Consider the following 14031-nt stretch of genomic DNA (forward strand, 5'->3'; position numbering starts at 1 on the left):
GTGAGAGAGCTGTGGGGCGTCGCAGCGCCCCACAGCGACTACTCGGCGCGGCTGAAGACCGCGAGTGACTCGAAGTGGTGCGTGTGCGGGAAGATGTCGAAGGCGCGAAGCTCAAGCAGATCGTAGCCAGAGTCGAGCAGTGACTTCGTGTCCCGAGACAGCGCAACAGGGTCACAGGCGACGTAGACAATGTTCTCGGGCGCAAGCTCGGCGAGCTGCTGAGTGACGTCTCCGCCCGCACCCGAGCGCGGCGGATCGAGCACGATAGTGCCGCGGCGTAGGCGATCGCGCACAGGCGCTGCCGCATCGAGGAGCTCGCGGAGATACTTGTCGACGCGAGCAGTCAGCGCGCGGGCCCCGACGATCTCGGAGAGGTTCTCAGCGGCATTGTCTGTCGCATCGGGATCGGACTCGACCGAGGTGATCTTCAGCCCAGGCCCTGCAGCTTCGGCCACAGCGGCCGCGAGCAGGCCGGCGCCGCCATACAGGTCAAGGTTGCCGGCCGCGGGGTCGAACTGGCCCGCCTCGATGAGGTCGGAGATCGCGTCGTGCACCGCCCCGAAGAGCATCGCGGGTGCCTCGCGGTGCACCTGCCAGAAGCCACCGGCGCGTACGATGAAGCCGCGATCCTCGACGAGTTCGGCGACGAGGTCCTTCTCGCCCCGACGCTCCTTCTGCCCGGTTTCGGTGATGAGCATGCGGGGGTCGTCGTTCGCGGGGTCGATAAGGTCGATCGTCTGCAGACCCTGCATTGCCTCAGTGAGCGGCGCAATCTGGTTGACGCCTGCAGTCGCGAGCGGCAGTGATGACACCGGGACGACTGTGCGGCTGCGAGCCGCGTAGGGGCCGACAGCACCGGTCTCGGGATCGACGTGGAGGCGAACGCGCGTGCGGTAGCCGAGGCCATTCGCCTCGTCGTCGCCGTCGGCCGGCTCGACGAGCTCGGCGAGGGTTTCCCGGAAGTCTTCGCCATCTTCGCCAGCGAGCTCGATGTCGCCGAAGCGCGCCATCGAGTCGACGAGAACTTCAGCCTTCAGTACGCGCTGGCGCGCGAGGTCGATGTGGCCAAACTCGGCGCCGCCAGCGCGCTCTGCCGGGTCACGCTCGAGCGAAGCCTCTTCCCACACGTGCTCGCGACGATCTTCTGAAGCGTCGATGACGCGCGTGACGGCGGCGCGGGCGAACGACTTCTTCTTTTGATCGGTGACGCGCGCGAGCACGCGCTCGCCGGGGATCGCGTCGGCGACGAACACCACGCGCCCCTCGTGGCGAGCGACGCTCACGCCGCCATGTGCAATTCCGGTGATTTCGAGCTCGATCTCGGAGCCGATTTCGAGGGGCGTGCCCTCGCGCTGTTCAGACATGAAGACTATTCTCCCACGCCAGCGAACTGATCGCGCAGGGCACAGAAAAAGGGGCCAGGGAGTAATCTCCCTGGCCCCTGATCTGAGGTGTGAAACTAGCCCTGCAGTGACGACGCGTCTGCGATCTGGTCCTTCGCGGGAGCTTCGACCTTCACAGGCTCGCCCCACTTCGTGTACTCCTGCGTACCGGTGCCAAGCCCGCCGATGTTCGGCATGACGATACGGCGCGGAAGGTCATCGGGGCCGACGAACATGTCGTAGACCATCGACTCGCCGATAGTCGAAACGAGTGCGTCGATGTCGACGCCCTCCTGCGGCTGCGCCTCGAACATCTTGCGTGTATCGAGGGTGAGCGTCAGCTGCGTGGTCTTGACGCCGTCGATCTCTGGCCCCTCGGGCTCTGCCTTGAAGTCAGTGAGGGCTTCGCCGAAGCCTTCGACCTGGGAGCCCGGGTTGACCTGATCGAGGATCGCGCCAATGTCGCCGGCGCCGCCCGGCATCGTCGACATGTCAAGGAACTTGTCGCCTGAGAGCGAGCCCATATTCATGTACATCGTGCCGTCGACAACGCGGATGTCGCCATCCATGCCGCCAGTGTTCATCTTCATCTGCATCTGGACCTTCTTCGGGTCCTTATCAATGACGACGTCTGCCTCGACAGTGCCCTCAACTGAATCGCCCATCTGCATTGACATGTGCACCGAACCCGCCGCGAACTGGGCGTCTGCGATGCGCTGCGCGAAGTCGTCCTGCGTGAGCGGGGTGCCCTTCGCAGCGGGCTCTTGAGTGGTTGTCGAGCCGCCGTCGGCGGGGGTGGAGGAGGAGCTGCACCCGGTGAGCGCGAGCCCGCCAGCGAGCAGAATGGACGTGACAAGTGTGGCCCTGCGTGAAAGCTTCATGGTTCAACGGTAACCCGCACTGCAGACATTTCGCGATTCCCCCGGGTGAATTCAGTATGTATTGCATAGGCTTGCGCGTATGCATTTGATCCTCGCCTCAACCTCACCCGCACGGCTCTCGGTGCTGCGCGGAGCAGGGATTGAGCCCGCCTGTTTCTCGCCCGAAGTTGATGAGGAAGCGGAGGTACATGCGCGGGAGGCCGAGCTCGACCGTCCGCTCACCGCTCCCGAACTCACCGAGTACCTGGGGCGGCTCAAAGCCGAGGACGTGGTGCGGCGCTACGCTGACGAGATCGCCGCACTCGGCGGCGGACTCGTACTTGGCGGTGACTCGATGTTTCTGCTTGGCGATGAGGTTCTTGGCAAGCCACACGTCCCCGACGTCGCGCTCGAACGCTCGAAGCAGCACCGCGGCCGTACCGGAACGCTGCATTCGGGGCACTGGGTCATCGATTGCACGGCTGGCCCAGCTGACGGTGACCCAGCGCGGCTCCAGCTTGCCGACTTCGATGGGGCTCCCGCCGTCGGCAGCGTTGACACCGCGACAGTCACCCTCGCCGCAGACGTCACCGATACGGAGCTCGCACGTTACGTTGCGACAGGCGAACCACTCGAGCTGGCCGGGGGCTTCGCAATCGACGGGCTCGCAGGCGCGTTTATCGAGAAGATCGAGGGGGCGCCGAGCTGCGTTATGGGCCTCTCGCTCCCAGCGCTTCGCCGCCTCGTCCGCGACCTCGGTCACGACTACACGGCGCTGTGGAGTGGCGGCTCCCCGCTCGCGTGATAGGGGCTAGGTGCGGTCGCGTGCGAGGAGCGCGACAGTGAGCGCTGCGATAGTTTCGCCATCGGCGAGGTCGGCGCCGAGCAGTTCTTCGATGAGGGCGATCCGCTGGTAAAACACCGACCGCGACAGCCTCGCTCGTTGCGCAGCGAGTGAGCGGTTCGTTGGGTGCGCGAGGTACGCGGCGAGCACCCGCACAAGGTCTCCAGAGTGCCCGGCGCCTGCACCAGCGTCGTGCTCGACAAGGGGCCCAAGAGCAACGGCTGCGAACTCCTCGAGTTCTGGCACCCCCGCCAGTCCGCGCACGAGGTAGGCGAGTGGCCTGGCTTCCGCGAGCTGCACCGTGACGCGCGTGGCAGCGTTCCCTGCCTGCCGAACTCGCGCACCTCCGACGGGGACCGCGCCTGCGGCGGCGACCCGCTCGAGCGAGGCGATGAGTGCGCGCGGCCGCGAGGCCCCGACGCCGACACTGAGGTGTGCGTGCCAGCTCGCCGGAGTCGGCTCGGGGAGCATCATCGTGAGCTCGTGGGCGAGGCGTTCTGCAAGCGGGTGAGTAGCGGGAGTGAGTGACGCGCTCGCGCGCGGGTCGTTCTGCGGGAACGACAGTAGCGCGAGCAGCGTGCGTGGCCCTGCAACCCCTTCGGGCGCCGGCGCAAGGAGTACCCGGCCCTCGGGTGCGACAGCGCGCCGGAGCGCTGTCGAGAGGATCGCCGCCTCGAGCGACTCGTGCGATCCAAAGTCCCCTGCCCCCGTGAGGGTGGCCCCAATGAGCGCCCTACCCTCGACGGGGAGGCCGCCTGATGCGAGCTGCGCTGAGAGCTCACGCTCGCCCGAGAACCTCCCGGATAGGGCCGCATCGAGCAAGCGCTTCGAGCTGAGGTCGAGCCAGGTTTCACCGTCAGGATCGGCGAGCCGCGCGAGTGCAAGCGCGAACGCCCCGAGCTCAAGGACTGTCTCTCTCCCAGCCGCATGTGGGGGGCCGTCGAACGCAGTCAGCCACCCCCAGCGGTTTCCCTGTGCCTCAACTGGAACGCGGGTTGTGCCCGCAGGCAGCGACGGGTCGGAGTCGCCTGCCGCCTGAGCGCCCGCCCAGTGGTCAAGCACGGTTGCATCTGATCCTGACCAGGCAACGACACGGTGGCCTGCGTCCTCCAGCACGACAGGGGCGCCGAGGGTCGCGGCGATCCTGTCGACGACGTAGTCGACGGGGCTTCTGTTGAGTCCGAGCTCGGTGAGCATCGCGTGCACTTCGGCACGTGCCTCGAGTGCCTCGTTCTGTGCAGCGAGCACGCGCTGGTGCACGCGTTGCGTGATCTGCACGAACCTGACGACCCGGTGCAGCACGATGAGCGGGATGCCTCGCTCGCCGCAGGCCGCAACGAGCGGCGCGGGAGCCTCGCCGAATCGTGCCCCAAGCTCAAACACAATCGCTGCAGGATCGGCATCGACAAGGGCGGTCACGAGCGCGCCGAGGGCCGCGGCCTGTTCGGGGGAGGAGGTGGTGCGCGAAGGATCGGCGCCGGCTGGGGCGGCCTCTCCTCGGCCGAGGCCTACGGGGTCTGGCCAGCCGGCCCCTGTCGTAAGTACGAGCTCGCCGCCGTCGAGCAGCGCGGGGGCGTCGCTGCCTGCGACGACGTGTGCCCAGCGCACGCCGCGATCGAGGCCCACTTCTCCGGTGACGAGTTCGGGGGCACCCGCGGTGAGTTCGGCGAGTCCGAGGACATCGCGGACCGAGGGGAGGGGGCTTGCGAGTGCGTTCACATACAAAGTGTACGAAACTTTGCGGAATTGGCGATACTTTGCCGGGTGCCTACGGAGTAATTCGCTGAAAGACTTGCATGCATGCGGGCATTGCGGCCCGAACACATTGCTCGAATGCGAGCGATACTCGAGAGGAACACAGAAATGGCGCACATTCCCCACGTCATCGGAGGCGAGAAGGTCGAAGCGGCTGAGCGCACTCAGCCCGTCTACAACCCGGCGACCGGCGAGCAGCAGCACGAGCTCGGCATTGCCTCGGTCGCAACTGTCGAGCAGGCAATCGCCGCGGCTCAGGCGGCGCTCCCGATGTGGCGCAAGACAAGCCTCACCAAGCGCGCAGACGTGTTCTTCAACCTGCGCCAGCTGCTCAAGCAGCGCACCCCCGAGCTCGCGGCGATCGTCACGAGCGAGCACGGCAAGGTGCTCTCGGACGCGGCGGGCGAGATCGCCCGTGGCCTCGAGAACGTTGAGTTCGCGTCGGGCCTCCTGCACCTGCTGAAGGGCGAGCGCGACGAGCAGGTCTCGACAGGCGTCGACGTGCACTCGGTCAAGCAGCCGGTTGGCGTTGTTGCAGCAATCACCCCGTTCAACTTCCCCGTCATGGTGCCGCTCTGGATGATCGCCTCGGCAATTGCCTGCGGCAACACCGTCGTGCTGAAGCCCTCTGAGCGCGACCCCTCAGCCTCGGTCTTCATCGCCGACCTCTTCCGTGAGGCTGGCCTCCCCGACGGCGTGCTCAACGTCGTGCACGGCGACAAGGTTGCTGTCGACACGCTGCTCGACAGCCCGACAGTCAAGGCGATCAGCTTCGTTGGCTCGACCCCCATCGCGAAGTACATCTACGAGCGCGCAGCAGCAAACGGCAAGCGCGTACAGGCACTCGGTGGCGCAAAGAACCACATGATCGTGATGCCCGATGCTGACCTCGACATGTCGGCTGACGCAGCTGTTTCGGCGGCGTATGGCTCGGCCGGCGAGCGTTGCATGGCGGTTTCGGTGGTTGTCGCAGTTGGCGGCACCGGCGACGCACTCGTGCAGAAGATCGCTGACCGCATGAAGGATCTGAAGATCGGCGACGGCACCGACCCCACCTCCGAGATGGGCCCGCTCATCACGAAGGAAGCCAAGGAGCGCGTCGAGTCGTACGTCGCGGGCGCCGAGGCCGAGGGTGCAACTGTTGTCGTCGACGGTCGCGAGACCAAGTTTGAGGGAGGCGGCTTCTTCACCGGCGTCTCGCTCATCGACAACGTGCAGACCGACTCGAAGGTCTACCGCGACGAGATCTTCGGCCCAGTACTCGCGGTTGTGCGCGTTGACACCTATGAAGAGGGCCTCAAGCTCATCAACGACCACCAGTTCGGCAACGGCACTGCGATCTTCACCCGCGACGGTGGCCTCGCACGTCAGTTCGAGTTCGAGGTTGAGGCTGGAATGGTCGGCATCAACGTGCCGATCCCCGTGCCCGTTGGCTCGTTCTCGTTCGGTGGCTGGAAGGAATCGCTCTTCGGCGACTCGCACATCTACGGCCCCGAGTCGATCCACTTCTACACCCGCTCGAAGGTCATCACCACCCGCTGGCCGAACCCGGACCAGTCGAAGGTTGACCTCGGCTTCCCGAGCAACAGCTAATTCAGGAAGAGAGGAAGAGACAGACATCATGGCTGACTACATCGACCTGAACGGTGCCGAGCAGGCATTCGGCGACACCGACGCCCAGCGCGAGGTGCGCGAGAACGATCGTGGCTACGTCTTCCACTCGTGGTCGGCGCAGGGCGCGATCAACCCGATCCCCGTCGCAAAGGGCGAGGGCGTGCGGTTCTGGGACTACGACGGCAAGGAATACCTTGACTTCTCGTCGCAGCTCGTCAACCTCAACCTCGGGCACCAGCACCCCGGCCTCGTGAAGGCAATCCAGGAGCAGGCTGGCCGCATGGCGACGATCCAGCCCGCGATGGCGAATGACGTGCGCGGCGAACTCGCAAAGCGCATCGTCGAGAAGTCGTTCGACGCTGCTCGCTCGGTGTTCTTCACCAACGGCGGCGCAGAGGCGAACGAGTACGCTGTGCGCATGGCGCGTCACCACACGGGCCGCCAGAAGGTGCTCGCCCGGTTCCGCTCGTACCACGGCTCGACCGCGACGGCGATCACCCTCACCGGTGAAGCACGTCGCTGGCCGAACGGCACGCCCGACGCCGGCGTTGTGCACTTCTTTGGGCCGTACCAGTACCGCTCAGAGTTCTACTCGGAGAGCCCCGAGCAGGAGGCTGAGCGCGCGCTCACGCACCTCGAGCACACAATCGAGCTTGAGGGCCCGAACACGATCGCCGCGATCATTCTTGAGACCGTCACCGGCACCAACGGTATCTTCGTGCCGCCGCCCGGATACCTCAAGGGTGTGCGCGAGATCTGCGACCGTCACGGCATCGTGCTCATCTGCGACGAGGTCATGGCCGGCTTCGGCCGCACCGGCGAGTGGTTCGCGTACCAGGGCTTCGATGTGCAGCCCGATCTCGTGACCTTCGCAAAGGGTGTCAACTCGGGCTACGTGCCGCTCGGCGGCGTCGTTGTCTCGGAAGATATTCACAACACCTTCGTTGACAAGGCGTTCCCCGGCGGCCTCACCTACAGTGGTCACCCGCTCGCGTGTGCGGCAGGCGTCGCTACCTTCGACATCTTCGAAGAAGAGGGAATCATTGAGCGCGTTCGCGACCTCGCAGCGCGCGTCATCGAGCCCCGCCTGCGCGAGCTCGCGGCGAAGCACAAGTCGGTCGGCGAGTACCGCGGCACCGGCATGTTCTGGGCGCTTGAGCTCGTTGTGGATCGCGACAGCCGCGAGCCGCTCGCTGGCGACGCGTACAACGCGGTCATCGCGGCGTGCAAGAACGCCGGCCTGTGGCCGTTCGCTGCGGGCAACCGCCTGCAGATCGCGCCGCCGCTCGTGATCAGCGAGGAAGACCTCGTGAAGGGCCTCGACATCATCGACGCTGCGCTCGAAGTGGCAGATAGCTACTACACCGGTAACTAATTCGTCAGCACTGAGGGGCCTGGTTTGCAAAAACCAGGCCCCTCGTTGTTTGCCCCTGTTTCTTTCTGTGCAGGCGGGTCAGAATAGAACAGTTCCTCCAAAGGCGGGGGAAAGAGTTTCTAGGAAGGATCCGTTCATATGAGCGCTCTCGAAGATATTCAGAAGTACGCCCCGGGCGCGAGCCCAGCGGTTGTCGCGGAGCTGGAGCGCGTGTACGCGCTCGCACTGCAGGACGCCGACGCTCGGCTTGTCTCGTACAGCGACTCGGCTGAGCTTGCGCTCGTGCGCGAGAACTTCGTCAAGAGCAAGCTCGGCGTGACCGAGTCCGACGCCGCAATCGATGAGGCGATTGCCATCGTCGGCGACAGGGTTCCGGGCCGCAAGCAGCGCCTCACGGTCTACTACCTGCTCGCCGCGCACTACGGCAAGCTCGGCGTCTTCGGGGGCTAGCAGCTAGCAGCGCATCGCTGAAGACTGGGCGCCCACGGGATGCGCAGCCCACCGCGCGGCCGAGTAGGCTGGCAACAGACCGGCCACCCACGGAGGATCGCCCATGCTCGACGCGCTCACAGGTATTGTGGTCGTGGGGTTTGCGATTTTCATCGGCTGGGTGCTCGGGAGGACTGGCGTCCTTGACGTCTCGTCCCGGGCGGTGCTCGCGAAGCTTGTCTACTGGGTACTGTCGCCAGCGCTGCTCTTCGTCGTGCTCTCAAGCGCCGACGTTGACGCGCTGTTCTCCTCGCTGCTGCCAGTCTCTGCGATCGCAGCGCTCGCGGTGATCGTGACCTACGCGGTCTTTGCTCGTGTCGTGTGGCGCCGTCCGGCCGGCGAAGCGGTGATCGGTGCGCTCTCGGCGGGGCAGGTGAACTCAAGCAACATTGGAATCCCACTGTCGCTCTACCTACTTGGAAGCGCTGCGTTTCCCGCCCCCGTCGTGCTCTTCCAACTGCTTGTGCTGACCCCCGTTGCGCTCTCGATTCTTGAGGTCTCGGCCGGCGGGAGGTTTCGAGTGAGTGCGATTGCGCGGGCGCTCGTGAGTCCGATTATCGTTGGATCTGCGCTTGGAGTGCTCGTCTCAGTGCTCGGCATCAAGCTGCCCGAGGTTATCTTCGCGCCGATCGAGCTCATCGCGAACGCGTGTGTGCCAGTGCTGCTCATCAGCTACGGCGTTTCGCTGCACGGCCAGCGCGTGCTGGGAGCCGGCGGCAGGCGAGGAGAGGTCATTCTCGCGAGCGCCTTGAAGTTGCTCGTGATGCCCACGCTCGCCTGGTTCTTCGCGACCGCAGTGTTTGGGCTCGGAGCGCAGGAGACGTTCGTCGTCGTGGTGCTCGCAGCCCTGCCGACAGCCCAGAACGTATTCAACTACGCACAGCGGTTCGGCGTCGGCGAGGATGTCGCGCGAGACACCGTGTTTGTGACGACGCTCGGCTGCATTCCCATACTCGTCCTGGCGACGGTAGTGCTCGGCTAGCCGAGCACGGACTACGGTGTTGATCCGGTTGCTACGGGCATGTCAGGGGTGTTCGCCCACTGCGACCATGATCCCGGAAAGAGTGCACCGTTCCCGCCAGTCAGCGCGAACGCAAAGAGCGCGTGGCTCGCGGTGATGCCAGAGCCGCAGGAGAATCCGACCCCAGACCCGGTTGCTGCTTCGAGTGAGAACCTTGCCCGGAGCGCCTCGGTGGGAAGGAACCTGCCGGCATCGTCGAGGTTCTCAGAGGTCGGAAGGTTGATCGCCCCAGGGATGTGTCCCGCAATGGGATCCATCGGCTCGACGTCACCCCGGTAGCGTTCTGGCGCACGCACGTCGAACAACACGTGTTCCTGAGCGAACTGCCCGACGTCCTCGAGCGCGAGCGTGGGGAGGTGGCCCGGGGTGAGGATCACGGTTCCCGGGTCAGGAGAAGGCTCTGTAGTCTCGAGTGCAAATCCGGCCCCAATCCATGCTGGGAGCGCGCCATCGAGCAGTCGAACGCGATCGAAGCCTGCGTCGCGCAATAGCCACCACAATCGCGCAGAGGCAAGATTTCCGCCCCCGTCGTATGCAACAACCGAGTCGTCTGGGTGGAGGCCCCAGCGACGGGCCGAGTGCGTGAGCGCTTCGCCCCCCGGCAGTGGGTGCCGCCCGAGCTCGGCGCCGCCGTGCGCGGAGAGCTCGGACTCGAGGTCGACGTAGACAGCGCCCGGGATGTGCCCGGAGCGATAGTCGCTGTGGCCCGAAGGCTGCGCGAGCGTCCAGCGGACGTCAAGCACTCTGGTTCGTGGCCCGTCGCCCGCGAGCGCCTGGGTCTGGAGGATGTCGTGGAGCTCCGCTGGGGTCACGAGAAGGTCGCGCCGTGCGTCGTCGGTGGGGTCGCTCATGTGGCGATCGTACGCGATGGCGCTCCGCGCGCGCTCAGCCAGCGAGGCGAATAGTACATAGCGCTATTATGTAAATTCTGTATACTTGCACCGTGACCGAACTCAACCAGCCAAATCCGACGCCCGACCAGGGTCCGCTCGCGCTCGAACTTGCCCGTGCGGCCGCCCGCCTCACTCGGGCCGCGAGCAGGATCCCTGGCGTGACATACTCATCGATCGCGTGGCGCGTGCTTGCCGACCTCGAACGAGACGGCGCTGCCAGGGTCACGGAGCTTGCGCTCGCGCAGCGGGTCACGCAGCCGAGTATGACCACGCTCGTGCAGCGGCTCGAAGGCGAAGGCTGGATCGTTCGCTCACCCGACGCGAGCGATGGGCGCGCGACCCTCGTCGGCATCTCCGAGGCAGGCGTGCGAGCGCTCGCTGGTTACCGCGAAGGCGCTGCCGCGCTCATCGTGCCAGCGTTGAGTCGGCTGGATGGACCCGACCGTGCAGCGCTCGCCCGCGCTGCCGAACTGATGCTCCAGATCGCTGACGAGGTCTAGCAGGAGGCGCCGTTCGAACATTGCTCTCCTTCACCGGAGCGCAGTGACCACGAACACCTACACCCAACCAACCCACACTCACAAAGGAACGCTTACGAATACAACGGAGCCCCGCACATCACTGTTCAGGCAGCCCACGGCAGTCTGGGCAATCGCATTCGCCTGCGCGATCTCGTTCATGGGAATCGGACTCGTAGACCCGATCTTGCCGAAGATCAGTGAAGCGCTGAACGCGAGCCAAAGCGAAACCATGTTGCTCTTCACGAGCTACCTGTTCGTGACAGGCATCGCGATGTTCTTCACAAGCTGGGTCTCGGGTCGAATCGGCGTGAAGTGGGCGCTGATTGCCGGGCTGACACTGATCGTCGTGTTCGCGGGCCTCGCGGGTCTCGCAGGCTCGGTCGACGCGATCATCGGCTTCCGTGCAGGGTGGGGGCTCGGCAACGCGCTCTTCCTCTCAACTGCTCTCGCCGCAATTGTGGGAGCAGCGTCGGGCGGATCGCGGCAGGCAATCGTGCTGTACGAAGCGGCCCTGGGCGTCGGTATGGCTGTCGGCCCGCTCGTTGGTGGAGCGCTTGGCGAGATCTCGTGGCGCGGTCCGTTCTTCGGAACGGCGATCCTGATGGCGATTGCTCTCATCGCCATCCTCGTGCTCCTGCGGTTCCCCAAGCAGAGCGCGGCTGAGCGCTCGGCCGCCCGCGCGGCGGCACCGTCGGTGACTGCGAGCTTTCGGGCGCTCGGTAACCCCGCGCTGCTCTCGCTGTCGCTCGTCGCGGTCTGCTACAACTTTGGGTTCTTCACGCTGCTCGCCTACAGTCCGTACCCTGTCGAGGCAGCGGCGCAGGCGGCCGGCTTGGACTTCGGGGCGCACGAGCTTGGCCTCGTGTTCTTTGGGTGGGGCCTCGCGCTCGCCGTCACCTCGGTCGTCGTCGCGCCGATGCTGACTCGCAGGCTGGGGCTTCGGCCCGTGCTATTCGTGGCGCTCAGCCTCTTCGCGGTCTGCCTCGTGTTGCTTGGCGTGTGTGTTGCTTCGCTTGCAGCTCTTGTGTCGCTCGTCATCGTGAGTGGGCTTTTGCTTGGTGTGATGAACACTGCGCTGACCGAGGCGGTTATGGAGGCCACTGACCTGCCAAGAAGTGTCGCCTCATCAACGTACTCGAGTGTGCGTTTCATCGGTGGAGCGGTTGCGCCCGCCATCGCCGGCCCTGTTGCGGCAGCGCTCGGTGCGCCTGCCCCATACTGGATAGGCGCCGCGGCGGTTGTCATGGCGATCCTTGTGCTCGCGTTGATGGGAAAGCATCTCGCTCACATCGGCGAAGAGCGCGACGGAGGCTCGGTGCCGTCGGAGATTGCCGAAGCCCAGGCTGTTGGCGTGGGAGACGCGAGCTAGCGGCCAGGTGCCACCGGCGAGTGCGCCGCATCGCGTTGTTCAAGGACCTGCCCGAGCCGAGCAGCCAGCACGTACACGCGATCGTCGAGCTTCTCGAGGCGTGCATCGGTGGCGATGAGGCGCGCCTCGAAGCCATCGAGCCGTGCGGTGAAGGTCTCCTCGAAGCCGTCCAGCCGTGCAGTGAAGGTCGCATCGAGTGCGTCGATCCTGCGTGTGAACTTCTCGTCGAGTGCGTTGGTTCGCAGAGCAAAGGTCGTGTCGAGTGCGTCGATTCTTGCGGTGACGTTTGTGTCGAGTGTGTCGATTCTCGCGCCGACCGCTCCGAGCCAACCGGTGAGCTTTGCGTCGAGAGTGTCGGCTTGCCCCGAAAGCCTCACGTAGAGTGTCACCATCTGGCGAGTGAGCTTCGCATCAAGCCCCGATACGGCCTCGTCGAGCCTCGTCGCAAGGCGCCGTTCCAGGCGGCGAAAGCCCTGGGTCATGAGCCCGCCGAGGGTTGTGGCCGCGAGGGCGATTCCGAGCAGGCTCGCCACCGTATCGAGATATTCCAAGGATGCCCTCCTATCGCCGCGATCGAGTTGCTTTTACGCTACGCCTGTTGTGGCCAGGATGGGGGGTGAAGTGCGATATCTGTGGAAAACTCTCCACCCTGGCCAGGTCGGCCGCGGGTGGAGAGCTCGGATTTGGTGCGCGACGAAGCTCTGGGCCTCGCAGCTCCGGTAGTGCGTGGGAGACGCGAGTTAGCGCCCGCCAGCCGCCAACCGCATGAGATCTGAGTCAAGGTTGATGCCGAGCTCGGTTCCACCGGCGCTGCCGTAGGAGTGCTGATAGGAGTCCCAGCCCTCGCCGCGCGCGTTCTCACGGAATCCACCCGCGACGAGTGCCATGAGCTCAGTCGCCGCCCTGTCGACGCGCCCGCCGAACTCGCTGCTGTTCCAGTCGTCAGGCGAGCTGACGAGCGACGTCGGGGCCGTCACCGTACGCAGGTAGGAGAAGAAGCCGCGGAGTTGATCGTCGACGACAAGGGAGTGCCTGGGGCTTCCTGCGGTGGCCGCGAGGAGTACAGGCGTGCCGATGAGGAGATCGTTGTCGAGCACCTGGAAGAACGAAGTGAACAGGCCACTCGCGGCTGCCTTGTACACGGGCGTCGCAGCGATGATCGCATCGGCGTCGCGCAGGATGTCTGACGCGCGCTCAAGCTCCGCTGAGACGAGCTGTGTGGTGAGGGCCGCCATGATGTCGCCTGCGAGCGGGCGAAGGTCGATGACGCGGGCTTCCATCTCGATGCCGCGGCGCTTCGCCTCTGCGAGCGTTTTCGTGGTTGCGCGGTCTGCAAGTAGGCGAGTGGTCGAGGGGTCGCTCGTTCCGGCGTTAACGATGACGAGCTGTTTGGTGTCTGCCATGATTGGGCTCTCCTGCATTCTGCAATCGAAAGTTCGGGTTGTGTCGCTCGCGGTCATTCGGACCGTGAAGCGATGAGTTTCTGGGTGAGGCGTTGGAGCTCGCGGAGCTCGTCGGGCGAGAGCGCGCGCATGGCTTGGCCGATGTCGCGCCCGTGCGCGCGCCCAACCTCTCGTTGCACGCGCGCCCCCTCGTCACTAATCTCGATGAGTTTCGCGCGGCCATCCTCTGGATCCGGCTTGCTCAGCACGAGGCCGCGGGTTGCGAGGCGATCCACCATCCGTGACAGGGCTGGCTGGCTGAGCAGCACCTCTTCCTGAAGGTCACAGAGGCGCATCGCCTCGCCGCGTTTGACGAGCGTGTAGAGCACGTCGTACTCGCGCATGCTGGCTTCACCCCAGATTGGCTTTGCGCTGAAGTCGCTCGAGAGGCGCGAGTGCGCGGTCATAAGTGACTCCCAGGTCTCGTTTGCGAGCCGGATATCGGTTCTATGACTGCGCACTGTCG

The 14031-nt window shown here is 65.3% G+C and carries 14 protein-coding genes; 7 read left to right on the forward strand and 7 right to left on the reverse strand.

The genetic code is table 11. The features are described from left to right. Window positions 1-38 precede the first annotated feature (38 nt). Window positions 39-1364 carry a class I SAM-dependent RNA methyltransferase gene (locus ACF07D_RS13935; protein ID WP_391505304.1) on the reverse strand — a complete coding sequence of 442 codons (1326 nt, stop codon included), beginning with the start codon at window positions 1362-1364 and terminating at the stop codon, window positions 39-41. A 95-nt stretch (window positions 1365-1459) separates the two neighbouring features. Further along, window positions 1460-2263 (reverse strand): hypothetical protein, encoded by an 804-nt coding sequence (locus ACF07D_RS13940; protein ID WP_391505305.1) that lies wholly within the window; start codon window positions 2261-2263, stop codon window positions 1460-1462. Window positions 2264-2342: 79 nt separating this feature from the next. Here ACF07D_RS13940 and ACF07D_RS13945 point away from each other — a divergent pair, with 79 nt between their 5' ends. After that, the gene (locus tag ACF07D_RS13945; protein WP_391505306.1) at window positions 2343-3047 is read left to right on the forward strand and encodes a Maf family protein; all 705 of its coding nucleotides are present in this window, start codon (window positions 2343-2345) and stop codon (window positions 3045-3047) included. A 6-nt stretch (window positions 3048-3053) separates the two neighbouring features. Here the strand turns inward: ACF07D_RS13945 and ACF07D_RS13950 are convergent, their stop codons facing one another. Beyond that, window positions 3054-4805, reverse strand: coding sequence for a PucR family transcriptional regulator (locus tag ACF07D_RS13950; RefSeq protein WP_391505307.1), 1752 nt, complete (start codon window positions 4803-4805; stop codon window positions 3054-3056). Window positions 4806-4949: 144 nt separating this feature from the next. On the opposite strand from ACF07D_RS13950, the gene ACF07D_RS13955 reads away from it, so the two are divergent. The 4 genes from ACF07D_RS13955 to ACF07D_RS13970 all read left to right on the forward strand — a co-directional run bounded on the left by ACF07D_RS13955 (window position 4950) and on the right by ACF07D_RS13970 (window position 9301). After that, entirely contained in the window at window positions 4950-6434 is a 1485-nt protein-coding gene (locus ACF07D_RS13955) for a CoA-acylating methylmalonate-semialdehyde dehydrogenase (RefSeq protein WP_391505308.1), read from the forward strand. A gap of 28 nt (window positions 6435-6462) precedes the next feature. Continuing rightward, on the forward strand, window positions 6463-7830 hold the full coding sequence (locus ACF07D_RS13960) for an aspartate aminotransferase family protein (RefSeq protein WP_119281850.1): 1368 nt from the start codon (window positions 6463-6465) through the stop codon (window positions 7828-7830). 138 nt (window positions 7831-7968) lie between these two features. Next, window positions 7969-8280, forward strand: a complete 312-nt coding sequence (locus ACF07D_RS13965) for a DUF2853 family protein (protein ID WP_391505309.1) — start codon at window positions 7969-7971, stop codon at window positions 8278-8280. A 103-nt stretch (window positions 8281-8383) separates the two neighbouring features. Beyond that, window positions 8384-9301 (forward strand): AEC family transporter, encoded by a 918-nt coding sequence (locus tag ACF07D_RS13970; RefSeq protein ID WP_391505310.1) that lies wholly within the window; start codon window positions 8384-8386, stop codon window positions 9299-9301. Between the two features lie 11 nt (window positions 9302-9312). Here ACF07D_RS13970 and ACF07D_RS13975 read toward each other — a convergent pair whose 3' ends face one another. Continuing rightward, entirely contained in the window at window positions 9313-10191 is an 879-nt protein-coding gene (locus ACF07D_RS13975) for a sulfurtransferase (protein WP_391505311.1), read from the reverse strand. A gap of 92 nt (window positions 10192-10283) precedes the next feature. Here ACF07D_RS13975 and ACF07D_RS13980 point away from each other — a divergent pair, with 92 nt between their 5' ends. Beyond that, window positions 10284-10733: a MarR family winged helix-turn-helix transcriptional regulator gene (locus tag ACF07D_RS13980; protein ID WP_119281845.1), complete on the forward strand. Its 450-nt coding sequence runs from the start codon at window positions 10284-10286 to the stop codon at window positions 10731-10733. A gap of 43 nt (window positions 10734-10776) precedes the next feature. Further along, window positions 10777-12123, forward strand: a complete 1347-nt coding sequence (locus ACF07D_RS13985; protein ID WP_391505312.1) for an MFS transporter — start codon at window positions 10777-10779, stop codon at window positions 12121-12123. On the opposite strand, the gene ACF07D_RS13990 is transcribed toward ACF07D_RS13985, so the two are convergent. The 3 genes from ACF07D_RS13990 to ACF07D_RS14000 all read right to left on the reverse strand — a co-directional run bounded on the left by ACF07D_RS13990 (window position 12120) and on the right by ACF07D_RS14000 (window position 14026). Next, complete coding sequence (locus tag ACF07D_RS13990) at window positions 12120-12674, reverse strand: hypothetical protein (protein WP_391505313.1); 555 nt, start codon at window positions 12672-12674, stop codon at window positions 12120-12122. The genes ACF07D_RS13985 and ACF07D_RS13990 overlap by 4 nt on opposite strands. A 189-nt stretch (window positions 12675-12863) precedes the next feature. Next, window positions 12864-13526 carry a CE1759 family FMN reductase gene (locus ACF07D_RS13995; RefSeq protein WP_391505314.1) on the reverse strand — a complete coding sequence of 221 codons (663 nt, stop codon included), beginning with the start codon at window positions 13524-13526 and terminating at the stop codon, window positions 12864-12866. 53 nt (window positions 13527-13579) lie between these two features. After that, window positions 13580-14026, reverse strand: a complete 447-nt coding sequence (locus ACF07D_RS14000) for a MarR family winged helix-turn-helix transcriptional regulator (protein ID WP_391505315.1) — start codon at window positions 14024-14026, stop codon at window positions 13580-13582. Between the last annotated feature and the right edge of the window lie 5 nt (window positions 14027-14031).

The sequence above is a fragment of the Leucobacter sp. NPDC015123 genome, assembly GCF_043080205.1.
GTDB lineage: Bacteria > Actinomycetota > Actinomycetes > Actinomycetales > Microbacteriaceae > Leucobacter > Leucobacter aridicollis_A.